Source organism: Serratia sp. CC22-02 (genome assembly GCF_900182895.1).
GTDB lineage: Bacteria > Pseudomonadota > Gammaproteobacteria > Enterobacterales > Enterobacteriaceae > Serratia > Serratia nevei.
Genome location: NZ_FXUD01000001.1, coordinates 76,652 through 101,053, shown reverse-complemented (window position 1 = coordinate 101,053; position 24,402 = coordinate 76,652). Strand labels below are relative to the sequence as shown.

Here is a 24,402-nt window from a genome sequence, read left to right as displayed (position 1 = left end):
TGTTTGCCGAGGTATCCCATGTCATCGAAAGAAAAATCCCTCTATGCCCTCACCAACGCCCTGCAACCGGTTCGCCGGGTGTGGAAACAGGCTGCGACGCTGGCGATCGCCAAATCCGGCATCTCCATGTCGTTGGCTACCGTCGTGGTTCTGGTGCATCGCAATCCGCAGGGCATCAATCAGCGCGACCTGGCGGAAGAAGTCGGCGTCAATCCCGGTGCGCTGGTGCGTCTGTTGGATCAGGCCGCCGCGTTAGGCTTCCTCGAGCGGCAGGAGTCGGCCGGCGATCGTCGGTTTAAAACCCTGCGCATTCTGCCCGCCGGCGCCGAATTGGCCAAAAAGGTCGAAACCGCGGCCGATAGGCTGCGAGTCGAGCTGATGCACGACGTGCCGTTGGAAGATATTGAAACCGCCACGCGCATTCTGCGCCTGTTTGAAGAGCGCGCAGGCCACTATCTGCAACAGGCCGGCAATGAGCCATGAAAATCGGTAAACCGCAGCTGCTGTATGCCGCGAAACTGTTTATTTCCGCCATGCTGGCCTTCGCGCTGGCGGAAAGCATCGGCCTGCAAAATCCCTATTGGGCGATGGTGACCTGCTGCGTGCTGAGCAATCCGGTCAGCGGCGCCGTACGCGCCCGCGCCACCTACCGTTTTTGCGGCACGCTGTTCGCCGGCGTGCTGACGCTGGGCCTTTCGGCCTGGCTTAGCAACACGCCGGTGCTGTTGATCGTCGCCGCTGGGCTGTCATCGTCACTGATGCTGGGCCTCTCCTATCTCGATCGCACGCCACGCGCTTACTTTTTCCAGCTGGGCGCCATCACCATGATGCTGGTCGCCATCGCCTACATCAATCACCCGGACACGATGTTCACTATGGTCGTCACGCGGGTGACGGAGATCTGCCTGGGTATTTTGGCGGTGACGCTGGTAGACAGCGTGCTGTTCCCATCGTCGCTGGCGCCGGTGTTGCGCACGCGGCTGAAAGGCTGGCTGGCTGACCTGGCGCGTTGGCAGGAGGACAGCCTCGACGGCAAGGGCAGCGACGCCCAGGCCGACGCGGACCGTATCCGTTTGCTGGGCGACATCGCCTCGTTCAATCAGATGATGACCACCCTTGGCTATGACAGTTCGGTCGATAAGCCCACCCGTCAGGCGGCGATTTCGATACAGCAACGCGTACTGCAAATCGTGCCGCTGCTCTCGGCCATCGGCAGCAGCATCGCCGCACTGCCGGTCGGCCTGCGCCCCCGCCTGCAGCCGTGGCTGAATGAGGTCCGGCGGCAGGCCGTTGAACCCGCACCGCACGCTGCGCCCTCGGTAAGCTTGTTGCCGCCTGCGGCGTCGCTGTCGCCGTGGGAAACGCTGGTCGTCGACGAGCTGGCTGAACAGGTTGAGCAGTGGTTAACGCTGTGGGCCGAGGTACAGCAGTTGAACGCATTCCTGGACGGCGAGCCGCTGCCCGCGGCGCTGCAGGCGCAGATGATGCGCAGCCGCGTCTTCTCGCCGCCGCCGGATATCGGCATGGCGGTGCGCATGTTCGCCGGAATTTTGACGACCTACGCCCTGCTGTGCGGCCTCTGGTATTTCACCGGCTGGGAACAGGGCGCCAATATGGTGCTGATGGGGATCGTGGCCATCGCCTTCTTCGGCGCCGGCGACAATCCCGGCGCCACCATCGCCACTTTTGGCCGCTTCGCCGCTATCGCTATGGCCCTCGGCGCCCTGCTCAGCTATGTGCTGCTGCCGCTGGCCGGGGATTACGGCAGTTTCCTGATCGTGATGGGGCTGTTTTTGCTGCCGCTCGGCGTGTGGGCGGCGAGCAACCCGTTGGCGACGTTGGCGATCGCCCTGTCGCTCAGCAACGTCAACTTTCAGGGACACTATGCGCCTAACAATATGGGGCTGTATCTGGAAAGCACTACCGGCACGCTGATCGGCGTCTATTTCGCATTCCTGTGCGCCGCGCTGTTCCGCCGCTGGGGCACCGATCAGGTGGTGGCGCGGCTGATGCGGCAGGATGCGCAAGAGATGCTGCGCCTCAATCGCCACGTCACGGAGCGCGACTTACAGCGCTATCAGGCCCGCGCGTTGGATCGCATCACCGCGCTGGGTAGCCGCCTGGCCGCCGTTGGGCAAGCCGATCGCAGCCCACAGCTGTTGATGCGCTTAAAAACCGCTATCGACCTGATTCGTCTGCAGCAGGCCGGCGCTCTCAGCCCTGGCGCTTCGCCGAACGCCGGTCTGCCGGCGGCGTTCCGCCAACTTTCTCTGCACGCTGAGGCCCCCTCCGCGCTGCTGGGCCAGATCGACGTCGGTCTGCAACAGGCCTGGCGGCAGAACGATCGGCGCGCGCTGCGGCCGCTTACCCGGCTACGGCTGCTGCACTTCCCCACGGCTTTGCACTGGAATCCCTGACATGATCGGTGAAATCAACATTGACGGCGTGTTCATCTCGCCCTTGCTGCTGTGCCTGGTGTGCGCATTCTTCTCGCGCATGGCGCTTTCCTGGACGCTCAGCGCGGTAGGCGTCTATCGCTGGGTCGCGCAGCGCCCACTGTTCGACACCGCCCTGTTTCTTATTCTGGCCGGGCTGTTTTTCCACGGCCTGAAATGGCTTACCACCCCCTGAGGACCCCATGTTTCGTGAACGTACCCTTGTTCTGCTGCGCCCCGCGCTGACCCTGATTGCCGTTTTGATCGCGGCAGGCGTGCTGTGGCAGCTTTATCTCTATTACACCTATGCCCCGCAAACGCGCGACGGCAAGATCCGCGCCGACGTGGTGCCGCTGGCCACGGATGTTTCCGGCAAGGTGGACGCCGTGCACATTCACGACAACCAGGTGGTGCATAAAGGGCAGCTGCTGCTCAGCCTGGACAAAGTACGGCTGCGCAATGCGCTGGATCAGGCCGAGGCCGCCGTGGAACGCGCCAACGTCCAGTTGGCGTCATCCCAGCGCGAAAACCGGCGCTATCAGGCGCTGCAGTCGGCTATTTCACAGCAGGAACGCGACAATCGCCGCGATGCCCAATCGCTGGCGAAGGCCAATCTGGATCAGGCCCTGGCGGATCGGGCGCTGGCGCGCATCAACCTGCAGCGCGCCGATCTCTATGCGCCGGTGGATGGCGTGATCACCAACTTCTCCCTGCGCCCCGGCGCTTACGCGACCGCCGGTCAGCCGATCATGGCGTTGGTGGATTCCAACAGTTTCTACATCGCCGGATACTTCGAAGAGACCAAGCTGGGCCGCATCCAGAACGGTGACAAGGTGGTGATCCGCATCATGGGGGAACGGCAGCCGCTCTATGGCCACGTCGACGGGCTTTCCGCCGGCATCAACGACAGCGAGCGCACCACCGCCGCCGGCAATCTGCTCGCCAACGTCAACCCGACATTCAGCTGGATCCGTCTGGCGCAGCGCATCCCGGTGCGCATCGCGATCGACACCATTCCCCACGGCGTCGAGCTGATCGCCGGCCGCACGGCGACGGTCAGTTTAAGCGAAACTCATTAAGCCTGTCCCTCCGGCGTCAAACCGGCGATCAGCGCCTGAAGCAAGGCGCTGACTTTCGGCTGAGCCCGGCGGCTTTTCAGCCAGACCACGTTGATCGGCAGGCCGTCGGTCGCCAGATGCGGCAACACCTCGGCCAACGCCCCCTCCTCTAGCTGCCGTTTGACCAGCCAGGTCGGTAACTGAGCGATGCCGTGCCCCGCCAGCACCGCCGTCAGTTGCCCCTCCGCATCGCCAATGGCCACCCGCGGCGTCAGCGTTCTTCGCTCTACCGGCTGGGCACCGCTTCCCGAGAAATGCCAGGGCGTCTGCATGCCGTCGTTTTCCTGATACAGCACGCAGTGATGATGCGCCAATTCAGCGGCGGTGGTGGGTTCACCCTGGCGCTTCAGGTATCCGGGCGCGGCGCAGAAGATATGCCGCTGCTTACCAAGGTAGTGATGCCCCAGCGTATTTGGCCACACATCCGAACCGCCGATACGCACCAGGATATCGATGCCTTCACTGACCGGATCGGCGAAGCGGTCCGTAAACGTGATATGCGGCACCAGCAACGGGTGATCCTCAATACATCGCAAGATCACCGGCAGCGCATGCAAACGGCCAAAGGAAGCGGGAAGATCGATGCGCACCCTGCCGCGCGGCTCGGCGCTTTCCGCCTGCATCGCCAGTTCGGCCTCTTCCAGCTCGGCCAACACGCCGGTACAGGTGCGATAAAATTGGGTGCCGGCGTCGGTCAGCGCCAGCCGCCGCGTGGTGCGCTGGAACAGCTTCGTCTGTAATCGGCTTTCCAGCCGGGCGATCCCTTTGCTGACGGCAGAAGCGGTCAGGTTCAGGCGTTCCGCCGCCAGCGTAAAGCTGCCCATATCGGCCACGCAAACAAACAGACCGATCCCTTTAAGACGTTCGGAAGAAAACATTCCCCTGCCTTATTGATGAATTTAGTTCCCGCAACTCGGTAATTTATAGCGCAAATCATGATTTTTATTCCTATAGACTTTCCCTCACAGCGTTAAAAACCGCAAGAGGTAAGTTATGAAGAACAAGAAGCCCCAGATCCTGATCACCGGCGCCACCGGCCAGATAGGCGGTGCGACCCTGCGTCTTTTACAATCCCAGGCAGAGATCGAGCCGGTTGCCGCCGTGCGCTCTCCCGCCAAGGCGGCGCCCTTCGAAAAACTGGGTATCCGCACCGTCCAGCTCGATTTTGATCGGGAAGAGACGCTGGCACCGGCGCTGGCCGGCATCGAGCGCGTATTTCTGGCCACTGGCTACACGGTGGACATGCTGCGGCAAAGCAAGGTGTTTCTCGATCGCGCGCGCCAGGCCGGCGTGCGGCATGTCGTGCACCTCGGCGCCTGCGGCCGTGACGACACCAGCGTCGCGCACTGGGCCTGGCACCAGCTCATCGAGCGTTACATCGAGTGGTCGGGATTTTCTTTCACCCACCTGCGGCCGGAGTGCTTTATGCAGAACCTGCTCAACTACGACGGCGTACCGGCGGTGAAAAACGGCGTGATCCGGCAATATACCGGCGATGCGCCGTTCAGCTGGGTGGACGGCGATGATGTAGCGCAGGCGGCGGCGCTGGCGCTGCTGCACCCCGAGCGGCACGGCGGCCAAACCTACCGCATGGGCTATGACGTTAAATCCTACTGCGAGATCGCTGCCATGATGACGGAAGAGCTGGGGCAGCCGTTCCGCTATGAAGCGCAAGATCCGCAGGTTTTTCTGGATGAGATGCGCGCGACGGGCGCCGAAATGGCCTACATGAGCTGCGTCTACGACAATTTTCGCCGCATGGCGGCGCGCGATATCCCAGGCGTCGATGAGGTTTTCGATAATTTCCCGCAGATCGCGGGCAGAGAGCCGATGCGGCTAAGGGCGTTTATCCGCAAGCACCGTGACAAGCTGGCCTACTGAGCCTCGCAAGGTTCGCCGGCCAAAACCAGCGAACCTTCCGTTTCCCTCCTGCCGCGCCGTTACAGCATCCATTCGATCGGCAACCAGCCGGCCACGGTAAGAACGATGCGTTTTACCCAGCCGGCGCCGGGCTCTTGCTGATGCACCTCGGTGTGGCCGTCTTCGAAGGCTTCTTTCCACACCATTTTGCCCTCGGGCGTCAATACCGGGCGGTAGGCGGCGTACTCGAGCGGGCCATCAAACAGTTGGCGAGTGTCGGCCGCCAGCGTCGGGCTGTCGATCAAGAAGCCCATTTCGCAGTTCAGGTGCGCCGAGCGCGGATCGAAATTGAACGAACCGATAAACACCCGCTTATCATCGATGGCGAAGGTTTTCGCGTGCAGCGCCGCGCCGGACAGCCCCAGCGGCTTGAGTTCCTTGCGCCCGGTCGGTTGACCGGCGCGCAGCTTCAGCTCGAACAGTTCGACGCCCGCCTGCAGCAGCTCACGCCGGTATTTGGCGTAGCCGGCATGCACCACCAGCACGTCGGTGGTGTTCATCGCGTTGGTCAGCACGCGTATGGACTTCCCCTGTTTGGCAAGCGATTCAAAGAAGCTCGCCCCTTCCCGCCCCGGCACGAAATAGGCGGAAACCAGATCCAGTTGCCGGCCGACGCCGCCGATGATCTTGCCGAGCTGCGTCACCATCAACCGATCGCGCGACGCCTTGCCCAGCCCTTTCGCCGGATCGTCGGCCACCAGCTCTACCTGGGTGAATTCCGGCTGGACGGCGCCATCGCGAAAGCGCACCGCGCTGGTTTCCAGCTGCACCGCCAATTTGCGGGCCCGCTCGCTGCTTTCGGTCGCGGTGGCCTGCGTCAGGAAGGCAGAAAGATTACCTTTGCCACGGATAATCTGCTCAACGCCGAACACCGACGCGCTGTTCCAGTAGCGATCGAAGACCTCGGCCGTTTCTGCCACTACGCTGCCGACGCTCAGCACGTCGAGATCGAGGAAATAGTTTTCGTCGCCGACCTGGAAATACTCGTCGCCAATGTTGCGGCCGCCGATGATCGCCACGGCGCCGTCGACGATGTAAGACTTGTTATGCATGCGCCGATTCATACGCATAAAGTCAAAGGCGTAGCCGGCCAACTTCGGCGTGCGCACGGTTGATGGGTTGAACAGGCGGATCTCGACGTTTTCCTGGGCGTTCAGCGCCGCCAGGGTCTCGTCCATGGCGACGCCGTTATCGTCCAGCAGCAGCCGCACGCGCACGCCGCGTTGGGCGGCGTCATACAGGGTTTTCAGCAGGATCTGCCCGGAGGTGTCGTTATGCCAGATGTAGTACTGGGCGTCGATCGACCTTTCCGCCATCCGCGCCAACGCCAGGCGGCTGGCGAACGCATCGTGCCCGCTGGCCAGCGGCACCACGCCGCTCAGGCCAGGATGCGCCGCCATCAGTTCGGCGGCCCGCGCCGGTAACTGGGCGGCAGGATCCGCCGGCAACGCCGCCTGCGGCAGACGCTGGGAAATATCCGGCAAACGAAAGAGGACTCTTGCCGCAATAATGGCGATCGTCACGGCGAGAATCAGATACACGACAATTTTTATCACGGGAAGCGGCCTCGGAGGTTGACTGCTTTGCTTTATACGTCATTAGGTTGCTTCAATCTATAGGAGAAGCGCGCTATGCCATAAGGCTATAGCGTAAAGCGCGAAGGCGAAACGCCAAACAGTTTTTTGAACGCCACCGAATAGGCGCTGTGGCTCTCGTAACCGCTTTCGAAGGCGGCATGGATGATCGAGTTGCCGGCCAACAGCAGCGGAATGGACGACAGCAGCCGCAGGCGCTGTTTCCACTGGCCGAAGGTGATGCCGGTTTGTTGAGTGAAATGACGCTGGAAGGTTTTCGCGCTGATCGACAGTGAATCGGCCCAGGCCTCAATGCCGCGATCGTCGGCCGGCGTGATGACCAACAGCCGGCAAATCTCGGCCATTCTCGCCTCTGCCGGCCAAGGCAAATGCAGCGCCAGCTGCGGCTGCAGGCTCAGCTCCTCAAGGAACAACGCTCTGAGCAGCATATTGCGTTTGGTCTCCGCCCCTTCGGGCGCCAGCGTCGCCAGCTGAGCGATCAGTTCTCGCAGCAGCGGTGAGACCTGCAATACGCCGTCGCGCAGCGGCAAACGCGCGGCGGTGACTTCATCAACCAAAATCCCGTAAACGCAAATGTTGCTCTGCATGACCAGCTGATGTTCTACCCCCGGCCGCAGCCAGACCGCGGTGGTGGGCGGCACGATCCAGCGCCCGCTGCTCGCCTCGACCGCCATAACGCCCTGCTGCGAATAGAGCAAATGGCAGCGTTTATGCGAGTGGTAAGGAATGACAAACCCCGCCGGATAGTGTTTCACCAGCCCCGTCACCTCGAACGAGGAGTTTTCGTGGCTGCTGAGGTCGATGCGTTTCGTTTCGGCGTTGTCGACTTCGAATCCCATGGTCGTTTGTCCCTTTTGATAACGCGAATGTCTTTTATTTGATAGAGGCGCCGCATGATCCTCCATATAGTGACGTTCTCGCAAGCCACACCAGGGGCCTTATGCGAAGAAACTCACTATTTACACCAAAATTTCATCGTTCTGCGTAAAACCAAGGCGATGACGTTGCGCATGCGCTGCGCGATGGCGGCTCGTTGCGGGGGCGACGTTGCCGAAAGTGATGGAAAGGGAAAGCGCGGTGGCTTAAATCAGGAGGTATACGCATCAATCAGCAGGTAGCTCAGCCTGGGGGGCGGCTTAATGCTGCAGGGATAGGGAGAGCGCCTAGGCTCTCCTCTATCCATTCGTGTTATCACCTCAACGGGCCAACTCAGCGCCGTCCAGCTCGGAAATCGCCAGACAAATAACTTCAGTAATGGCCTGTACCGTATAGGCAGTATTGGCAGGGATGATTAACATCTCATGGGGTTGCAACGTCTGATCGTCAACCTTCAGTTCACCGCTCAGCACCATCAGTTTCACCCACCCCGGATGAAAACGCGCCGGTTGTCGGCTGCCCGCATCCAACTTCAGCAACGCCGTATGGCCAGGCGTCTCCCGTTTCAAAATATGAAAACGCACCCCATCGTAAGGCATGTTTTCGTAATGCAGTGACGCCAGTGTTCTCTTATGCATGGTAAGTGTCCTCGTGACCTGTGAGTAGCTGCTCCGCCTTCGGTCGCCATAAAAACGATTGGCGGCTGTCCCTACCGAAAGCACAGGCTCGCAGCCTCTTGGCGAACGGATTTAACTGTCGTACTTGCAGCGGCCCGACCGACCGCCGTTTCATGCCCAACCTGCCTCAGGCATGCTACTAAATATATAAGAGCCTCGCCGACGGCGCAAAAAACCGCTGCCAGGTTGAGCGTATATTCATTTCCCGTCGTCAAATCGCTCGGGGCGATAAGCGTGCGGAATGGCAGGATTGACGCCATACAGCAGCTCGTCGCTGACCAGTCGGCCAAGCGTTGGCGCGCACATCACTGCCGGGTGCATCACCGCCACATAGAGCCGGGTAGCGCCCAGTGGCCCGATGATGGGATAACCGTCGCGCGGCCGGGGCCGCATCCCCACCGAACACGCCTGCAGTTGCAAGGGTGCCGTATCCGGCAGGCGGTTTTTAATCGCCGATTGCGCGTCGTTTTCCACCCGTTTAACGTCCCCCTCCGGCGGGTAATCCTCCGCCGCCAGCAGATCGCCGCTTTGCGTATGGCGCACTTCAACGTCATCGCCCGCAATCAGCGTGTTCACTGCCAGCGCCGCCGCACGATAGCGTAACAGAATCGCCGGCGACGCCTCGATCGGCAGCGAGAACCCGCTGCCATCCAGCAGCGCGGAGATTCCCGTGCCGCAGGCGAGCACCACCCGATCGGCGGCAATCGCGCCTTCCTCGGTAACGATGCCGATTATCTGCCCCTCTTCACGCAAAAATCCGGTGACGGTTCGCCCCAGGAGCAACTCCCCGCCCCACGCGCTAACGCACTCGAGCAACCGCTGTGTCACTTCTTGCGGATCGACGGCGCCGTCACGCGCCGCAAAATAGGCTTGGCTATCGGGCTGCCTGAGCCCCGGTTCCAGCGCGTTCACCTCGGCGGAGGGCAAAAGCCGATTGTCGGGGTTTTGCGTCGCCGGCGCCTGGCCATAGCTGAGCGCGCCGGACCAATTCACCCAGAGATCCGGGATCTCCTGCGCCAGGCGCATCCAGTCAGCGACGATCTCGCGCCGCAGAAACGCGTCGGGAGCGCCCTCAGGCACGCCTTCGCTGATCCAGCCAAACGAGCTGCCTGTGGCCCCCGCCGAGGGATGCGCCTGCTCAACGACGACAACGTGCTGCCCCTGGCGCGCGAGATGATAGGCGACCGATGCCCCGACAATCCCGGCGCCCACGATAACCATGCGTGATGATGTTCCATTCATTTAATGATGTCCGTACCTCATTTCAAGTGCTGCCGCCAAAGCAGGCAGGCCGCCAAACAGGCTACTCCACCGCCGCAGGCCAATACGGCATAAGACGTGCCCCAGCTCTGGGTGGTATCCATCACGACGCCAAAGGATAAAGGGGCGAACGAACCGATGCCGAACCCCAGCAGCGATCGCCAGCCCATCACGCTACCGAGCTGTTGCGGCGGCACGTTGTCCGCCATCGCGGCCGACAGCACGCCGGAGTCGCCGAGGATGAAGAAACTGCCGATGCTGACGGCCAGCAGCGTCCAGCCCGGCCCCCAGTTCGCCGACCACCCCATCAGCAGCGATCCCAACGCGCCGGCGGCGCCCATAAACATCAGCACCGATGCACGGTTAAAATAGTCGGAAACGGTGCCGACAATCAGCGTGGCAACCATGCCGGCCAGGTGGATCACCGCCGCGACGATCAATCCGGCGCTGAGCGGATCCAGAGAGAAACCGCTCAACGCCTCGCTGACCAGGCTGGGCGCCCATGCCCAGTTACCGAGCAGTTCCCAGCTGTGGGCGATATACCCGACCAGCAACAGCAGGGTCGCATAGGTGATAGCATAGCTTTCACGTTTCGTCTGCCTCCCCAGCGTACGCGGCTGCGGTTCCCGATAACCGACCAGGGCCAACGAACCCGCCAGCGCCCCCAGCAACGCACCGGCGGCACACAGGGAGAACGCCACGCCGGCCCCCCAGCGCATGGCGCTCCAACCGGCGATGAAAACCGACAGAAAATACCCCAACGAACTGGCCGCCAGCATCATGCCGATGGCGTAACCGCGCCGGGCCGGGCCGTTCATCCCCATCGCCAGCAGCAGCGCCGGCGTATAGGCACCGCCCTGCGTCAGGCCGACGAAGGCCATCAACACCAGCGCGCCGGCATAAGAATGGGCAAACACGGCGAACAGCATCAGCGCAGCGGCGCCCAGCCAGGAAAACAGCAGGTAAACCCGGCGCGCCCCCAGCGAATCACACCACCAGGAAGCCACCAGCAACGCCAGGGCGTTGGTCAGGCTGAACACCGTTTGCACCGTACCGGCGGAGGCGGCGTCGAGCTGCCACTCGCTTCTGATGGTCGGCAGTGCACCGGCGAACATCATGGTGCCCAGGCAGAGGCCGGCCCGGCTCACGCAAAGCAGAAAGAAAGCTCGCATCTCAGCGCCGTCTCCCTGCCCATCGGGAGGTGAGGATAATTCGACTAACACGAACGACAGACGAGGAAAATCGCTGCATGACACACTCGGCAAACCGGGAAAGATGCGTGATAATAGTGAGAAAAATCAACGGCTGACAAACGATCTTTCCTCGCTCATTTGGTTGAGCTAGACTCAACCAATGAAAAAAATTCACTCCCTGCCGCACCTGTCCGCTTTCGAAGCCGCCGCCCGCCTTGGCAGCTTCAGCGCCGCTGCGGATGAGCTGTTTCTCACCACCGGCGCGGTCAGCCGCCACATTCGCAGCCTGGAAGAACAGCTGGGGATCACACTGTTTTATCGCGGACACAAGTCCGTGCGGCTGACGCAGGCCGGCGAGAATTTTTCCCGCACCGCGTCCCGGGTGATAAGCGAACTGTATGCCGCGGAAAGTGCACTGAAAGCGAGCGCCGGCCGGCAGCGGTTGGTGGTGCACAGCCTGCCGACGTTCACCATGCACTGGCTGATGCCGAAGCTGGCGGCGTTCAATGAGATTCATCCGGAGGTCGCGATTGATATCACCACCAGCACAGGGGCCGTCGATCGCAATACGCCGTTTGATCTGGCGATCCGGCGCGATCCTGCGCACTTCTCCGGGCTGAAAGCGATCCCTTTTCTGCAGGAAGAGAGCCTTTTGGTCTGCAGCCAGAGCTACTTGCGCGCCATGCCGGTCAGTGCGCCCGGCACGCTGGCCGGGCATACCGCCATCCGTATCCGCGCCCGTGAGGATTTATGGCACAGCTGGCTGAATACCTACCCGACGGCGTTGGACGCCTCGCCGGCGCCGCTCACGCTCGACCATACCTTCGCCGCCATTCAGGCGGCCGAGGACGGCCTGGGGCTGGCCGTCGTGCCTTACCTGTTCTGCGCCAAGCATCTGTCGTCCGGTCGACTGGTGTCGCCTTTCCCGGCGTTGACTATCCGAACCGGCGTTTATTCCCTGCTGCTGCGCGATCGGGACGATGAGGTCGTGAGAAAATTCGCCGCCTGGCTGCAGGCGTTTCAGGCGTAAGCGCCGGTTCGGGAACGCGTCAGCCCTCCCGGACATGCGCGAGCGTTTCGTGCGTCCACTCGGTAAACCAGGCAAAAACGTGGTCGACATGAGCGATGCAACGTCGCCTGATGCCATCCGTCAATGGGATCGCCGCCAGTTCCGCATGATCCTGCAGCTGGGCATGCCCGCTCTCCAGCGCCAGATGAAACTCGCCGCAGTAGCGCAGTTCGACGCCGGTCGCCTGATGAATGCGCGTGGCCAGCGGCGCCGTCAGCCCAAACAGCACGTTACCGGTAGCTTCGATGGCCTCGATCACCACGATCCGCTCCAGGCCGCCGAGGCCGCTTACCCGCGCACATAGCCGATAGGTCAATAACCGATTCGCCTGAGTGCTGTCGCTCCACAGCGTTTCCAGATGCGCCACCGTGTCGACGCAGCGGTTGTAACCGAGTTTGTCCAAATCCTCGAGATACCACGGCCAATGGTGATCATCTTCATGGGTATGCGCATTGACTTTCCGTTGGTAAATATCGGCCGCCGGCGTTTCATTGCGCAGCATCAGCTTATTCACATCGGCGAAAGCCATAATAAAAAACGCGATATGGGGCAGAAACGCCAGCCGCTCCTGAGGCGTGCGATTTTCATCACGCAGGAACTCAAACAGCGGAAGCTGGGCGTAACGTGCTTTATTGACCAAAATATGCTGCAGGACGGTTTTCATAAAAACCCCCTTGATGTTGAAGTGATTTGATAGATTGCGTATCAGGCTGAACGGCTTGCGAGCCAAAAAGAAACGTTGGAGAACTCTCCTGCAGTATAGCTGCTTTCGTTTTATGCACACTGAAGGATAAATAAGGCATTTAATATGAGTTAAATAATCATGCCGTTGATTATTTAACTCAGCTTCAAACTCCTTAACGCTTATTTCGAGGCAAAAAAAACATCGCGCTCACGGTATTCTCAGCCGTGAAGCGCCAGGCCTTTTATCGCCTTATCCACCGCTTTTTTCGATCCGCGCAGCGCCAGACCGACCAAATCCAGATTGTCCGCGTCTTCAGCGAGAAAAACCTGCCGATTGGCTTCATCGTGCCCGGTCGAGAACATGGCGTGCACATAGGGGATCAACGTCAATTCCCGCTCCAACCCTTTGCGATGCACATTTTGCAGGCCCGGCAAATCTGCGGCGAAAATCAGCATCGGCTGCCCGGAAATACCGCCGTAGCGTCTGCCCTGCGCATCCACGTAACACTCGCCGATGATTTCCGGGGCGGCGGCGGCGATGCCCGTCGCCAGAAAGGCCACCACGTTCAGCCGCTGCCAGGTCTGCAGATCGTCGCGTACGATAAACGCTATCTTGGTATCAAACATCTTTCGCTCTACTCCGTAGTGCTGTTAAAAGCACATCATCGGAAATGGCAAATCAGCGGTATAGAACGTTTGTGCACTGGCGTTGATAGGCCGCCGGTGATAAACGGTAGGCACGCTGGAACCAGCGACCCAAATGGCTCTGATCGGCAAAGCCCACCTGCATGGCGACCTGCGCCGGTTCTTGCCCCTGCGCCAACAACAAGCGTGCGGCCCGCAGCCTCAACCGAACCAAATACGCATGCGGCGACTGGCCAAAAGCCCGAGTGAATTGGCGAGTCAGGCGGAAACGGTCCAGACCACACTGAAGCGCCAGGTCATCCAGACTGGGGTTATCCGCCATATGTGCATGCAGATAGTCCCGTAAGCGGTTCATCTCAACCAAAGCGTCGTCGTGTTGGGAATCCGGCCTGGCACAGATGTGCCGTGACAATAGCGTCAGCAGATGGTCCAGGCTTTGATCGCGCGCCAGTCGCCCCTCTCTATGATGCAACGAGAAAAAGGCCTGCTGTATCGCGGCCGCCAGCATCGGATCGTCGGTCAAAGTGCTGTGGAAGGCACCTTCCAGCACGGAGGCATCCCCCATTCCACGGCGGTGCATAGCGGCGGATACCCAATGCTGGGGTAAATAGAGCATTGCATAGGTAAATCCCTCGGCCTGCGGCGCATGGCCATCATGCACCGCACCCGGTTCGATCAGCATGGCGCGTCCCGGCCGGCTGGTATGCAATGAGCGGTGGCAGTTGAAACGCTGTAAACCCTGCTGCGTGACACCCACCAGCATTTCATCATGATCGTGAGGATCGTAGGCATGCCCCTGAAAGTGGGCATTGACGCTCTCAATACCGGTTTCCTCATCGCGTCGCAGTTCGAGCCAATCTTTATGTTGATGATTTGACGCCATGCAATAAATCCGGAGTTCTGCTCACAGGAAAAGAAAAACAGCTTACCCTGAGACCGCCACCGTTGCACGCTCACAGCTCGCAGATGGCATAAGTGCCCTTTCCGGCCGATTTCGCCTGATACATCGCGCCGTCGGCGCGGGTCAGCAGCATTTCCTCCGTCACATCGCCGCGTGGGGAAATGGCCGCGCCGATGCTGGCGGAAAGCCGTACCTTCTGCGGCCCGATCTGCGTAATTTTGGCCAGATGCGCCAACACGTTTTCGCAAAACTCGCTGACTTCGCGCCGCGGATCCGTCAACGGCCACAGGATCACCGTGAACTCGTCACCGGCCAGACGCGAGACGCTGTGGCGCTCGCCGGCGCAGGCGCTGAGCAATGTGGCGAATGTCTTCAGGATCGCGTCGCCGAAGTCATGGCCATAGCTGTCGTTAAGGGTTTTGAACCCGTCGAGATCGATAAACAGCAGCGCCATCTGCCGCTGATGGCAACAGGCCTGCAGCGTGCCCGACAACCGGCGTAGAAACGCGCGGCGATTGGTCAATCCGGTCAACATGTCGTGGGTTGCGTCATATTCCAGCCGCTGCTGCAGCCGCTTCAGTTCGGTGATGTCCATGGCGAGAATGTAAAAGCCCTGCGCTTCGCACGGCACCAGCGTGGTGTGGATCATCAGAAGCCCTTGCCGGGTCTGCAGCTCATTCTCAAAACTCACCATTTCGCCCGCGAGGGCCCGCTCGATCATCGGTTTTGCTATTCGATAAACGCTTTCCCCCATGAAATCGCGCACCGTCATCCCCCTGAGGCTGGACTCCTCCAGACCGAACCAGGTTTTGTAGGCGCTGTTGGCGAACAGGTAGCGTTCATTGCCGTCGATCTGGCTGATTAAGGCCGGCATATTGTCGGTAATGGCGCGCAGACGCTCCTTCTCCGCACTGAGCTGATATTCGGCGAGCACCCGGGTCTCAATCTCTTCGTTGAGCTTTTTAACCACCACGTTCAGCTCCCGCGTGCGAATTTCGACGCGTTGTTCCAGCTCGTGTTGCAGAGCGAACAGATCGGCCTCGGCCGCTTTACGCTCGCTGATATCGACGATAACCGAGATGAAATGGTCCGGCTTGCCGTTCGGCAAACGATTGAGCGCCACCGTCAGCTGCACCCAAACGATCGAGCCGTCGGCGCGGAAATAGCGTTTTTCCATCGAATAGGTACTGATTTCATTTTTCAGCAGCTGCTGCAGCTTTTCCAGATCGGTGTTGAGATCGAGCGGATAGGTGATGTCCTGGAAGGTGCGATCCATCAGCTCGCGCTCGGAGTACTGAAGCATTTCGCAGATGCGCGGATTCACCCGCAGCCAATATCCTTGCAGCGAGACCAGCGCCATCCCTACCGCCGCCTGGGAGAAGGTTTGTTCGAACAGCGCCTCCGTGCGCTGCAGGTCAGATTTCAGGTTTTCGGTATAGACGAGGCGTTCAATGCTCTGCAGATATTCCTCCACCACGGCGGCGAAATCGTGCAGATCGGCCAGTTGAGCAGGAGAAAACGGCTGCGGGTGGCTGTCGATAATGCACAGCGTGCCTAGCGGCAAGCCATCGAGCGACAACAGCGGCTGCCCGACGTAAAAACCGATCCTCGGCCCGCCGATCACCAGCGGATTATCGAAAAAGCGCGGATCCTTGGCGGTATCAGGCACCACCAGCGCTTCGCGTTGCAAGATGGCATGGCCGCAAAACGAGATATTGCGCGGCGTTTCTCGGGCATCCAGACCGTAGCGCGATAAAAACCATTGGCGATCCCGGTCGATCAGCGACACCAGCGCAATGGTCACGCCGAAGTATTTCGCCGCCAACCGCGTGATGCGATCCAGTTTTTCCACCGAGTTCGAATCCAGCACGTTCAGTGAGTTCAATACCGACAGGCGTTCGGCTTCGTTTTCGGGGAAGCAGGGTTCGAGCATGTTGTCTCCCATTGTGTCACCCACGGACCCGGCATAGCCGGCGTGAGTCCGTTCAGCCTATCCGTCGGTTAGCGGCAAATAATATCCTTGTCCATCATAGACTCACTCACAGTATCAATCCGATTATGTATTCTCGCCAACTTTGCCGGGCGTTGCGTTTCCCCCCACGCTGCGCTACAGTCGTTCACAAGGTGATGGTGTTCCACCTTTCCCAACCGCCGCGTTCACTCGAACCGGATGATGACGCCTGATATACAACTTCGCTTTATTTTTTAGGCAGGTATGTCAGGAGTCGCTATGAATGAAATCTCAGGTTTTACCCCTTTTGCACTCCAGCCCGATGCCGTCGCGCGGGAAATGCCCCTGTACGTTTTCGGCCATAAAAATCCCGACAGCGACAGCATCTGCAGCGCGCTGGTGGTCGCGGACTGGCTCAATCACCTCGGCAAACCGGCCGTGGCTTTCCGCCTAGGCGACCTCACGCCGGAAACTCGCTACATACTGGCTGCCGCCGGCGTACAGGCGCCTGCGCTGCTGACAGAAGATCTCCGTGACCGCAAAGTCTGGCTGGTCGACTTTACCGATATCGAACAAGGCCCGGCCTCATTGCCCGACAGCGACGTGGTCGGCGTTATCGACCATCACCGGCTGGGCACGTTAGTCACCCGCAACCCGCCCGATGTCTGGGTGCGCGCCGTCGGCTGTTGCGCCACCGTGATCCTGCAAATCCTGACGACAGAAAAGCCAATGCCACTTAACGCCGCGCAGGCCACGCTGCTGCTGGGCGCCATCTTGAGCGACACCGTCGCGCTCAGTGCGCCGACCACCACGGAACAGGATCGGCTGGCGGTCACCCGGTTGCGCGCAATCTCTCACGTCGACTATGACGCCTTCACCGCCGGGCTGCTGGCCGCCAAAACCGATCTCTCCGGGCAATCCGCCCCGCAGTTGCTGCAGCGCGACGCCAAGAATTACCGCATCCATACCGTTTCGCTGCTGCTGTCGCAGATAGAAGTGCGGGCCATGATCGACATCGATCCGCTGTTGCCCGCGCTGCAACAGGCGCTCGAGCAGGCGAAGCAGGAAGCCGGGCTGGAGATGACCGCACTCCTGGTTACCGATATCACCCACCGCCGTTCCACCCTGTATTTCTCGTCGAACCGGGTGCTCGCCATTCGGCAGGTGTCGCTGCCCGGTATGACGAGCCGAAAAAAAGAGGTTTTACCGTGGTTAACCCTACAGATTGCTCACGCAGGGAGATAAGTCATGCCGATCTACCAACACGCTTTACTGCTGGTACAGGATGAACGCGACGGCCGGCTGCTGTTGCGCCATGCCGAACGCCTCAATCAGCAGATGAATACGCGCATTACCGTGGCGCACATCAGCGCCGACTATGCCGAGCTGGACTACCTCAGCGATGCGCAAACCAAAGATCGCCAGTCCAGCGAGGTGATCGCCGCCAAAGCCATGCTCAGCCGCCTGGTGGAAGACTGCTCAATCCCCCTGGAGGTACGCGCAATGGTCAGCATCCATCGCTTCAAAGACGTCGAAGCCCTGATTGCCCGTGAAGGCGTCGATCTTTTGTTGCTCGGCCATCAGAACCGTCCGTTTGGCGTCTATGCCTCCTTCGGCTTCGAATTCATCAACCATTTATCCATCGACGTGCTGATAAAGCACGTTCCCACTCCCTAGAACGAGGTGACACCCCATGAACGATGAGATTGAAAGCGTAACCGCCAGAGAGATCCTGGATTCGCGCGGCAACCCGACCGTCGAAGTCGAAATGAGCGCGGCGGGCGTCGTGGCCCGGGCTTCGGTGCCTTCGGGAGCCAGCACCGGGTCGCGCGAGGCGGTGGAGCACCGCGACGGCGATCCGCACCGTTTCGGCGGCAAAGGCGTACTGGAGGCGGTGCACAGCGTCAAAACGGCGATCAACGAGGCGCTGCGCGGAGTGGATGTGCGCCAACAAGAGGAGATAGACCGCCGGCTGATCGCGCTGGACGGCAGCGAGAACAAGAGCCGATTGGGGGCCAACGCCCTGCTCGGCGTTTCTCTGGCCGCCGCCCGCCTCGCGGCGCAATTGTCGCAGCTGCCGCTGTATCGTTATCTGGGCGGCATCGGCGCCAACCTGCTGCCGGTGCCCTGCATGAATATCATCAACGGCGGCGTGCACGCCCGGTGGCAAGGGGCGGACTTTCAGGAGTTTATGATAGCTCCCCTGGGCGCGCCGTCGCTGCGCGAGGCCGTGCGCTGGGGCAGTGAAGTTTATCAGACGCTGCGCCAAATCCTGTTGGAAAAAGGCCTGTCGGTCGGCGTCGGTGACGAAGGCGGTTTCGCGCCGGCGGTCGCCTCAAACCGCCAGCCGCTCGAGCTGATCGTGCAGGCGATAGAGAAAGCCGGCTACCGGCCGGGAGAAGATATCGCGATCTGCATGGATCCGGCCTCGAGCGAATTCTACGCCGACGGCAAGTATCGCCTGCGCAGCGAGAATCTCGAGTTGGACGCAGCCCAGATGACGGCCTATTACCAACGGCTGGTGCAGGATTTCCCCATCGTGCTGATTGAAGACGGCTTGGCCGAGGACGACTGGGCCGGCTGGCGTATTCTGAGCGACGCCCTGGGCGACCAGGTGGAGCTGGTCGGCGACGATCTGTTCGTCACCAACGTGAAATACATCCAGCGCGGGATTGATGAACGGTTGGCCAATGCGGCGCTGATCAAGCTGAACCAGATCGGCACGCTGAGCGAAACCTTCGCCGCCGTACAGCTCTGCCAGGCGAACGGCTGGGGCACCTTTATCTCGCACCGCAGCGGTGAAACCGTCGACAGCTTTATCGCCGACATGACGGTCGCGATGCGAGCCGGCCATCTGAAAACCGGTGCGCCGAGCCGCGGCGAGCGGATCGAAAAATACAATCAGCTGATGCGCATCGAAGACCAGTTGGGCGCCGCGGCGGTGTATGCCGGGCGTTCCGCCTTTAAACGCCGCTAAGCTTTGCCGGCCGGGCCGGCGATGCGTCGGCCTGTTTTTCGCCCTTGGCTTGGCACAGCCCGGCGACACCGGACTCCAATAAGGTCAGCCGGGTCATCAACAAGGTTTCTCGTTGTTCATTCAGCGTGGCCATCATCAGCTCGATCTCCGCCAGCCGTTCATCGACGCCGCGTATCAACCCATCCTCATAAGCGCTGCCCTGCAGCGCCAGCACGCGTTGGATCGCCTGCAGCGAAAACCCCAGATTTTGGCCGATTTGGATCAGGTGCAATCGCTCCAGTGCGCTATCGCTGTAGACCCGATAGCCGTTGACGCCGCGCACCGGTTTCGGCAGCAACCCCAGCTGCTCGTAGTAGCGTATCGCCGAGGCGGCCACGCCGGCGCGCTGCGCCAATTCTCCGATCTTCATGCCCTATTGACCTTAAAGTTAACTTTAAACCTAGTATAGCGCCATTCCCCTTACGACAGGAGCGCAAAACCGATGTTTACCCCACTGACGCTGCCCAACGGCAGCCGCCTGACCAACCGTCTGGCCAAGGCGGCGATGGAAGAAAATCTGGCCGCCCCAGGCCAACTGCCCGGCCCGGCGCTGTGGCGCTTATACCGCTATTGGGCCGAAGGCGGCGCCGGCTTGATCATCACCGGCAACGTGATGATCGACGGCCGCGCCATGACCGGCCCCGGCGGCGTGGTGCTGGAACAAGACACGCCGCTCGCCGCGTTCGAAACCTGGGCCAAGGCCGCGCGCCAGGGCGGCGCGCAGGTGTGGATGCAGCTTAACCATCCGGGCCGGCAGGTGATGGCGAACATGGGCGGCAACGCATGGGCGCCCTCCGCCATCCCGCTCGCGATGGGCAAGCACAGCAAACTGTTTGCCCAGCCGCAGGCGATGGATGAAGCGCAGATCGCCGAGGTTATCGCGCGCTTCGCCGCCAGCGCGCACGCTGCCGAACGGGCCGGTTTTACCGGCGTGGAGATCCACGCGGCGCACGGCTATCTGATTTCCCAGTTTCTCTCGCCGCTGACCAACCAACGCAACGATCGCTGGGGCGGCGAGTTGGCGAACCGCGCCCGCCTGCTGCTGGAGGTGGTGCGTGCGGTGCGCGAGCGCGTCTCGCCGGGCTTTTGCGTGGCGGTCAAACTCAACTCCGCCGATTTTCAGCGCGGCGGTTTTTCTTCGGACGATGCGCGCCAGGTGGTGCTGATGCTGAACGATCTGCCGGTCGATCTGATCGAACTGTCGGGCGGCAGCTACGAAAGCCCGGCGATGCAAGGCGAAACGGCGGACGGTCGCACCCTGGCGCGAGAAGCCTATTTTCTGTCCTTCGCCCGCGATCTTGCCGCGGTGGCCCGCATGCCGGTGATGACCACCGGCGGCATCGCCCGTCCTTCAGTGGCGCAGCAGGTGCTGGACAGCGGCGTCGCGATTGCCGGCATCGCCACCGCCATGGCGGAAGTGCCCGATCTGCCGCGGCGCTGGCAAACCGGGGCGGCCCCCCATGCGCTGCCAGCCCCGGTCACCTGGCGCAGCAAAGCGATGGCGTCGCTCGCCCGGATGGCGTTGGTCAAGCGCCGGATGCGAGCGCTGAGTGACAATCGGCCGCGCAGCGTGCGCTATTCCCCGCTGTTCACGCTGCTCGTCGATCAGTGGCGTACCCGCCGCATCCTGCAGCGCTACCACGCCTGGTTACGGCAACGTTAACGGCAACAGCGCCGGCGAACCCGGCCGGCGCTGCGTAAAAATCGCGCTTTTTTGATCGCGCTACGTGAAATCTGAGAGAAATCACCGATCTGGATGCAGCGCTTTTAACGGTTGGCCATTTATATTCATCACAAATTTTGTGTATATAAACGCTATAGGACTTAAGGTGGTGAATAGATAAAAATAAGCCGTTAATTCCTATTTATGTTATTAAACGGAAATTCACCTTATTAATAAGCGTATTAAAGCCGCCTGCAGGTTGGCGACGGAAAGGATTTTTGTGCCATGTTAACGATATGTTGTTTTTTACCGGCAAAACCAACGGTCAATAAATCAACAACATATTGATGAGCCTAAGAAAAAACTAAACAATTCAAAACAAAATCGGCTATTGAGTCCCAGGCGAAAAAGCCATATATTGGTCGCGCTTTTCACAAGGCAGTTACTTTTCTAATTCATTAATTCAATCGGAGCGTGTTGAGACCTTCGGTTGTAGGAGAGATATGATGACGGATAAAGTCCGTATTGATACTTTAGTTGCAAACTCATTAAACGGAAACAATGAAACCTATTTGGCGCGCCAAGCCGAATTTGAGTCGAATGTTAGGAGTTATCCGCGCAAATTGCCGTTGGCAATTGCGAAAGCCCAGGGCGTTTGGATCACTGATGTTGAGAATAATCAATATCTTGATTGCCTGGCCGGGGCGGGAACGTTGGCTCTTGGACATAATCACCCCGACGTCCTGCAAAGCATCCAAAATGTCATTACCAGCGGCTTGCCGTTACATACTCTCGATCTCACGACCCCGTTAAAAGATCGTTTCTCCGATTACCTGCTCTCTCTGTTGCCGGGCGAAGGCAAAGCCTATTGCCTGCAGTTCTGCGGCCCGTCCGGTGCCGATGCGGTGGAAGCCGCGCTGAAGCTGGCGAAAAAGCACACCGGCCGTTCCGGCGTGATCAGCTTCTCCGGCGGTTATCACGGCATGACCCACGGCGCGCTGTCGGTTACCGGCAACCTGTCGCCGAAGGCGGCGATCAACGGCATGATGCCGGAAGTGCAGTTCATGCCTTATCCGCATGAATACCGCTGCCCGCTGGGCATCGGCGGCGAAGCCGGCGTCAAGGCGCTGACCTACTACTTCGACAACCTGATCAACGACGTGGAAAGCGGCGTGCGTAAACCGGCGGCGGTGATCCTGGAAGCCGTTCAGGGCGAAGGCGGCGTTAACCCGGCACCGGCCGAGTGGCTGCAGCGCATCCGCAAAGTGACGCAGGAGCATGGCATTCTGCTGATCATCGACGAAGTTCAGGCCGGTTTCGCCCGTACGGGCAAGCTGTTCGCCTTCGAACACGCCGGCATCGAGCCGGACATCATCGTGATGTCGAAAGCGGTCGGCGGCGGCTTGCCGCTCGCGGTACTGGGCATCAAGAAAGAGTTTGACGCCTGGGAACCGGGTCACCACACCGGCACCTTCCGCGGCAACCAGCTGGCGATGGCCACCGGCCTGACCACCCTGCAATACCTGAAAGAGCACAAGGTCGCCGACAAAGTGGCCGCTCAGGGCGAATGGCTGAAAGGCAAACTGGCCGAGCTGCAGAAACGTTATCCGGTGATCGGTCACGTCCGCGGTCTGGGCCTGATGATCGGCATTGAGATCGTCAAGCCGAACGAAGCGCAGGATCACATGGGCTGCTACCCGGCCGATGGCGAACTGTCTGCGCTGCTGCAGAAGAAATGCTTCGAATCCGGCCTGATCCTGGAGCGCGGCGGGCGCAACGGCTGCGTACTACGCCTGCTGCCTTCGCTGCTGATCACCAATGATGAGCTGGGTATTTTCCTGGATAAATTTGAGCAGGCGCTGTTGGCCGCCGGCGTCAAGCCAGTCTGATTGGAGCGAATGACCGCGATGTCCAAGTTAAACCCGATTCTGGCTTCCTCGGCGCACAGCGCCGAGGCTTACCGCCAGGCGATCGCGCAGAGCAGTGAAGCCGTCGTGCAGTGGCTGCAACAGCCCGAGATGTATCAGGGCAAAAGCGTGGCCGAACTGCGCGAGCGCATCAAGCTCGACTTCACCCCGCAAGGCCTGGGCAACCAGGCGGCGATCGATCGCGCCATCGAGTACTTTTTGAAAGACAGCCTGTCGGTACACCACCCGCAGTGCGTGGCGCACCTGCACTGCCCGAGCCTGGTAATTAGCCAGGCCGCCGAAGTGCTGATCAACGCCACCAACCAGAGCATGGATTCCTGGGATCAAAGCCCGTCGGCCACGCTGATCGAAATGAAGCTGATCGAGTGGCTGCGTGCCCAGGTCGGTTACCAGCCCGGCGACGCCGGGGTGTTCACCAGCGGCGGCACCCAGAGCAACCTGATGGGGCTGATGCTGGCGCGCGATGCGTTCTTCGCGCGTCAGGGCCACTCCGTGCAGCAGGACGGCCTGGTGGGCGATCTGCGCAAGCTGAAGGTGTTCTGTTCTGAAAACGCCCACTTCTCGGTGCAGAAGAACATGGCGCTGATGGGCCTCGGCTATCAGTCCGTCACCCTGGTGAAAACCGATCGCTTCGCCCGTATGGACGTGAACGACCTGGCGGAAAAACTGGCACAGGCCAAGGCCAACGGCGAGCAGGTGATGGCGATTGTCGCCACCGCCGGCACCACCGACGCCGGTGCCATTGACCCGCTGCGCGACATCGCGCGGCTGGCGGCGCAGCAGCAGATTTGGGTACACGTGGATGCGGCCTGGGGCGGCGCGCTGCTGCTTTCCGAGCAGTACCGCGACTACCTGGACGGCCTGGAACTGGTGGACTCCATTACCCTGGACTTCCACAAGCAGTTCTTCCAGACCATCAGCTGCGGGGCCTTCTTGCTGAAAGACGAGCGCCACTATGAGCTGATGCGCTATCAGGCGGCCTACCTGAACTCCGAGTTCGACGAAGCGCAAGGCGTGCCGAACCTGGTGTCCAAATCGCTGCAGACCACCCGCCGCTTCGATGCGTTGAAGCTGTGGATGGGGCTGGAAGCGCTGGGGCGGAAGCAATACGCCGAGATCATCGATCATGGCGTGACGCTGGCGCAGCAGGTGGCGCGTTACATCGCCGATCAGGAATCGCTGGAACTGGTGATGCAGCCGCAGCTGGCCAGCGTGCTGTTCCGCTACCGTCCGGCGCAGCTGGCGGCGAACGGCGACGCGGCCGTCGCGCTGTTCAACCAGCGCATCGGCGACGCCCTGCTGGAATCGGGCCGCGCCAACGTCGGCGTGACCGAGTTCGATGGCGTGACCTGCCTGAAGATGACGCTGCTGAACCCGATCGTGACGCTGGAAGACATCAAGCTGTTGCTGGCGCTGGTCGAGAAAACCGCCCAGCAGCTGCCGGCGTAACGTCGCCCAGCCTGCCACCCAA

At 60.7% G+C, this 24,402-nt stretch carries 23 protein-coding genes and 1 riboswitch; of the genes, 12 read left to right on the top strand and 11 right to left on the bottom strand.

Annotation, left to right across the window (positions count from 1 at the left end):
* Window positions 1-18 precede the first annotated feature (18 nt).
* The 4 genes from QOL81_RS00505 to QOL81_RS00490 are packed head-to-tail and all read left to right on the top strand — an operon-like array spanning window position 19 to window position 3,514.
* Window positions 19-483 carry a MarR family winged helix-turn-helix transcriptional regulator gene (locus tag QOL81_RS00505; RefSeq protein WP_283439565.1) on the top strand — a complete coding sequence of 155 codons (465 nt, stop codon included), beginning with the start codon at window positions 19-21 and terminating at the stop codon, window positions 481-483.
* Window positions 480-2,417 (top strand): FUSC family protein, encoded by a 1,938-nt coding sequence (locus QOL81_RS00500; protein WP_180548612.1) that lies wholly within the window; start codon window positions 480-482, stop codon window positions 2,415-2,417. Before QOL81_RS00505 ends, QOL81_RS00500 begins: the two co-directional genes overlap by 4 nt.
* Before the next feature lies 1 nt (window position 2,418).
* Window positions 2,419-2,631, top strand: a complete 213-nt coding sequence (locus QOL81_RS00495; protein WP_033648323.1) for a DUF1656 domain-containing protein — start codon at window positions 2,419-2,421, stop codon at window positions 2,629-2,631.
* 7 nt (window positions 2,632-2,638) lie between these two features.
* Window positions 2,639-3,514 carry an efflux RND transporter periplasmic adaptor subunit gene (locus QOL81_RS00490; protein ID WP_033648322.1) on the top strand — a complete coding sequence of 292 codons (876 nt, stop codon included), beginning with the start codon at window positions 2,639-2,641 and terminating at the stop codon, window positions 3,512-3,514.
* Here QOL81_RS00490 and QOL81_RS00485 read toward each other — a convergent pair.
* Window positions 3,511-4,431 carry a LysR family transcriptional regulator gene (locus tag QOL81_RS00485; protein ID WP_039566122.1) on the bottom strand — a complete coding sequence of 307 codons (921 nt, stop codon included), beginning with the start codon at window positions 4,429-4,431 and terminating at the stop codon, window positions 3,511-3,513. The two genes, QOL81_RS00490 and QOL81_RS00485, sit on opposite strands and share 4 nt — an antisense overlap.
* 115 nt (window positions 4,432-4,546) lie before the next feature.
* Between QOL81_RS00485 and QOL81_RS00480 the strand changes: the two genes are divergently transcribed.
* Entirely contained in the window at window positions 4,547-5,434 is an 888-nt protein-coding gene (locus QOL81_RS00480; protein ID WP_197827061.1) for an SDR family oxidoreductase, read from the top strand.
* A 59-nt stretch (window positions 5,435-5,493) separates the two neighbouring features.
* Here QOL81_RS00480 and QOL81_RS00475 read toward each other — a convergent pair whose 3' ends face one another.
* The 5 genes from QOL81_RS00475 to QOL81_RS00455 form a co-directional block, all read right to left on the bottom strand.
* Window positions 5,494-7,029 (bottom strand): phospholipase D family protein, encoded by a 1,536-nt coding sequence (locus tag QOL81_RS00475; protein ID WP_087762820.1) that lies wholly within the window; start codon window positions 7,027-7,029, stop codon window positions 5,494-5,496.
* Between the two features lie 86 nt (window positions 7,030-7,115).
* Window positions 7,116-7,907, bottom strand: coding sequence for an AraC family transcriptional regulator (locus QOL81_RS00470; protein ID WP_060418899.1), 792 nt, complete (start codon window positions 7,905-7,907; stop codon window positions 7,116-7,118).
* Window positions 7,908-8,264: 357 nt separating this feature from the next.
* Window positions 8,265-8,582 (bottom strand): cupin domain-containing protein, encoded by a 318-nt coding sequence (locus tag QOL81_RS00465; RefSeq protein WP_038871643.1) that lies wholly within the window; start codon window positions 8,580-8,582, stop codon window positions 8,265-8,267.
* Window positions 8,583-8,819: 237 nt separating this feature from the next.
* On the bottom strand, window positions 8,820-9,842 hold the full coding sequence (locus QOL81_RS00460; protein ID WP_226908255.1) for an NAD(P)/FAD-dependent oxidoreductase: 1,023 nt from the start codon (window positions 9,840-9,842) through the stop codon (window positions 8,820-8,822).
* A gap of 38 nt (window positions 9,843-9,880) precedes the next feature.
* Complete coding sequence (locus QOL81_RS00455; RefSeq protein WP_228011806.1) at window positions 9,881-11,053, bottom strand: MFS transporter; 1,173 nt, start codon at window positions 11,051-11,053, stop codon at window positions 9,881-9,883.
* Window positions 11,054-11,234: 181 nt separating this feature from the next.
* On the opposite strand from QOL81_RS00455, the gene QOL81_RS00450 reads away from it, so the two are divergent.
* The gene (locus QOL81_RS00450) at window positions 11,235-12,104 is read left to right on the top strand and encodes a LysR substrate-binding domain-containing protein (protein WP_100395794.1); all 870 of its coding nucleotides are present in this window, start codon (window positions 11,235-11,237) and stop codon (window positions 12,102-12,104) included.
* A gap of 19 nt (window positions 12,105-12,123) precedes the next feature.
* On the opposite strand, the gene QOL81_RS00445 is transcribed toward QOL81_RS00450, so the two are convergent.
* The 4 genes from QOL81_RS00445 to QOL81_RS00430 form a co-directional block, all read right to left on the bottom strand.
* Window positions 12,124-12,807, bottom strand: a complete 684-nt coding sequence (locus QOL81_RS00445; RefSeq protein WP_087762876.1) for a hypothetical protein — start codon at window positions 12,805-12,807, stop codon at window positions 12,124-12,126.
* A gap of 239 nt (window positions 12,808-13,046) precedes the next feature.
* Window positions 13,047-13,454 (bottom strand): DUF2000 family protein, encoded by a 408-nt coding sequence (locus tag QOL81_RS00440; protein ID WP_060418907.1) that lies wholly within the window; start codon window positions 13,452-13,454, stop codon window positions 13,047-13,049.
* A gap of 52 nt (window positions 13,455-13,506) precedes the next feature.
* Window positions 13,507-14,355: an AraC family transcriptional regulator gene (locus QOL81_RS00435; RefSeq protein WP_283439564.1), complete on the bottom strand. Its 849-nt coding sequence runs from the start codon at window positions 14,353-14,355 to the stop codon at window positions 13,507-13,509.
* A 70-nt stretch (window positions 14,356-14,425) separates the two neighbouring features.
* Window positions 14,426-16,306: a diguanylate cyclase domain-containing protein gene (locus tag QOL81_RS00430; RefSeq protein WP_180548608.1), complete on the bottom strand. Its 1,881-nt coding sequence runs from the start codon at window positions 16,304-16,306 to the stop codon at window positions 14,426-14,428.
* Between the two features lie 181 nt (window positions 16,307-16,487).
* A riboswitch (Fluoride riboswitch) is annotated at window positions 16,488-16,563 on the top strand.
* 40 nt (window positions 16,564-16,603) lie between these two features.
* Here QOL81_RS00430 and QOL81_RS00425 point away from each other — a divergent pair.
* The 3 genes from QOL81_RS00425 to eno are packed head-to-tail and all read left to right on the top strand — an operon-like array spanning window position 16,604 to window position 19,301.
* The gene (locus QOL81_RS00425; protein ID WP_283439563.1) at window positions 16,604-17,569 is read left to right on the top strand and encodes a DHHA2 domain-containing protein; all 966 of its coding nucleotides are present in this window, start codon (window positions 16,604-16,606) and stop codon (window positions 17,567-17,569) included.
* A gap of 3 nt (window positions 17,570-17,572) precedes the next feature.
* Window positions 17,573-18,001, top strand: coding sequence for an adenine nucleotide alpha hydrolase family protein (locus QOL81_RS00420; RefSeq protein ID WP_046687045.1), 429 nt, complete (start codon window positions 17,573-17,575; stop codon window positions 17,999-18,001).
* 16 nt (window positions 18,002-18,017) lie between these two features.
* Window positions 18,018-19,301 (top strand): phosphopyruvate hydratase, encoded by a 1,284-nt coding sequence (gene eno, locus QOL81_RS00415; RefSeq protein WP_060418913.1) that lies wholly within the window; start codon window positions 18,018-18,020, stop codon window positions 19,299-19,301.
* Here the strand turns inward: eno and QOL81_RS00410 are convergent.
* Window positions 19,288-19,710: a MerR family transcriptional regulator gene (locus QOL81_RS00410; protein ID WP_283439562.1), complete on the bottom strand. Its 423-nt coding sequence runs from the start codon at window positions 19,708-19,710 to the stop codon at window positions 19,288-19,290. The genes eno and QOL81_RS00410 overlap by 14 nt on opposite strands.
* 72 nt (window positions 19,711-19,782) lie before the next feature.
* Between QOL81_RS00410 and QOL81_RS00405 the strand changes: the two genes are divergently transcribed.
* The 3 genes from QOL81_RS00405 (at window position 19,783) to QOL81_RS00395 (ending at window position 24,380) form a co-directional block, all read left to right on the top strand.
* Window positions 19,783-21,003, top strand: a complete 1,221-nt coding sequence (locus tag QOL81_RS00405; RefSeq protein ID WP_193159081.1) for an NADH:flavin oxidoreductase/NADH oxidase family protein — start codon at window positions 19,783-19,785, stop codon at window positions 21,001-21,003.
* Window positions 21,004-21,509: 506 nt separating this feature from the next.
* Window positions 21,510-22,892 carry a diaminobutyrate--2-oxoglutarate transaminase gene (locus QOL81_RS00400; protein ID WP_071845411.1) on the top strand — a complete coding sequence of 461 codons (1,383 nt, stop codon included), beginning with the start codon at window positions 21,510-21,512 and terminating at the stop codon, window positions 22,890-22,892.
* 18 nt (window positions 22,893-22,910) lie between these two features.
* On the top strand, window positions 22,911-24,380 hold the full coding sequence (locus tag QOL81_RS00395) for a pyridoxal phosphate-dependent decarboxylase family protein (RefSeq protein ID WP_060419700.1): 1,470 nt from the start codon (window positions 22,911-22,913) through the stop codon (window positions 24,378-24,380).
* Window positions 24,381-24,402: the final 22 nt, after the last annotated feature.

Bases quoted from the DNA above. Each gene is read 5' to 3' on its own strand.
- QOL81_RS00465 (WP_038871643.1), bottom strand. From the start codon at position 8,582: ATGCATAAGAGAACACTGGCGTCACTGCATTACGAAAACATGCCTTAC.
- QOL81_RS00400 (WP_071845411.1), top strand. From the start codon at position 21,510: ATGACGGATAAAGTCCGTATTGATACTTTAGTTGCAAACTCATTAAAC.
- QOL81_RS00440 (WP_060418907.1), bottom strand. From the start codon at position 13,454: ATGTTTGATACCAAGATAGCGTTTATCGTACGCGACGATCTGCAGACC.
- QOL81_RS00455 (WP_228011806.1), bottom strand. From the start codon at position 11,053: ATGCGAGCTTTCTTTCTGCTTTGCGTGAGCCGGGCCGGCCTCTGCCTG.
- QOL81_RS00505 (WP_283439565.1), top strand. From the start codon at position 19: ATGTCATCGAAAGAAAAATCCCTCTATGCCCTCACCAACGCCCTGCAA.
- QOL81_RS00425 (WP_283439563.1), top strand. From the start codon at position 16,604: ATGAATGAAATCTCAGGTTTTACCCCTTTTGCACTCCAGCCCGATGCC.
- QOL81_RS00420 (WP_046687045.1), top strand. From the start codon at position 17,573: ATGCCGATCTACCAACACGCTTTACTGCTGGTACAGGATGAACGCGAC.
- QOL81_RS00445 (WP_087762876.1), bottom strand. From the start codon at position 12,807: ATGAAAACCGTCCTGCAGCATATTTTGGTCAATAAAGCACGTTACGCC.
- QOL81_RS00500 (WP_180548612.1), top strand. From the start codon at position 480: ATGAAAATCGGTAAACCGCAGCTGCTGTATGCCGCGAAACTGTTTATT.
- QOL81_RS00395 (WP_060419700.1), top strand. From the start codon at position 22,911: ATGTCCAAGTTAAACCCGATTCTGGCTTCCTCGGCGCACAGCGCCGAG.
- QOL81_RS00495 (WP_033648323.1), top strand. From the start codon at position 2,419: ATGATCGGTGAAATCAACATTGACGGCGTGTTCATCTCGCCCTTGCTG.
- QOL81_RS00450 (WP_100395794.1), top strand. From the start codon at position 11,235: ATGAAAAAAATTCACTCCCTGCCGCACCTGTCCGCTTTCGAAGCCGCC.
- QOL81_RS00460 (WP_226908255.1), bottom strand. From the start codon at position 9,842: ATGGTTATCGTGGGCGCCGGGATTGTCGGGGCATCGGTCGCCTATCAT.
- QOL81_RS00480 (WP_197827061.1), top strand. From the start codon at position 4,547: ATGAAGAACAAGAAGCCCCAGATCCTGATCACCGGCGCCACCGGCCAG.
- QOL81_RS00470 (WP_060418899.1), bottom strand. From the start codon at position 7,907: ATGGGATTCGAAGTCGACAACGCCGAAACGAAACGCATCGACCTCAGC.
- QOL81_RS00435 (WP_283439564.1), bottom strand. From the start codon at position 14,355: ATGGCGTCAAATCATCAACATAAAGATTGGCTCGAACTGCGACGCGAT.
- QOL81_RS00490 (WP_033648322.1), top strand. From the start codon at position 2,639: ATGTTTCGTGAACGTACCCTTGTTCTGCTGCGCCCCGCGCTGACCCTG.
- QOL81_RS00430 (WP_180548608.1), bottom strand. From the start codon at position 16,306: ATGCTCGAACCCTGCTTCCCCGAAAACGAAGCCGAACGCCTGTCGGTA.
- QOL81_RS00410 (WP_283439562.1), bottom strand. From the start codon at position 19,710: ATGAAGATCGGAGAATTGGCGCAGCGCGCCGGCGTGGCCGCCTCGGCG.
- QOL81_RS00485 (WP_039566122.1), bottom strand. From the start codon at position 4,431: ATGTTTTCTTCCGAACGTCTTAAAGGGATCGGTCTGTTTGTTTGCGTG.
- eno (WP_060418913.1), top strand. From the start codon at position 18,018: ATGAACGATGAGATTGAAAGCGTAACCGCCAGAGAGATCCTGGATTCG.
- QOL81_RS00405 (WP_193159081.1), top strand. From the start codon at position 19,783: ATGTTTACCCCACTGACGCTGCCCAACGGCAGCCGCCTGACCAACCGT.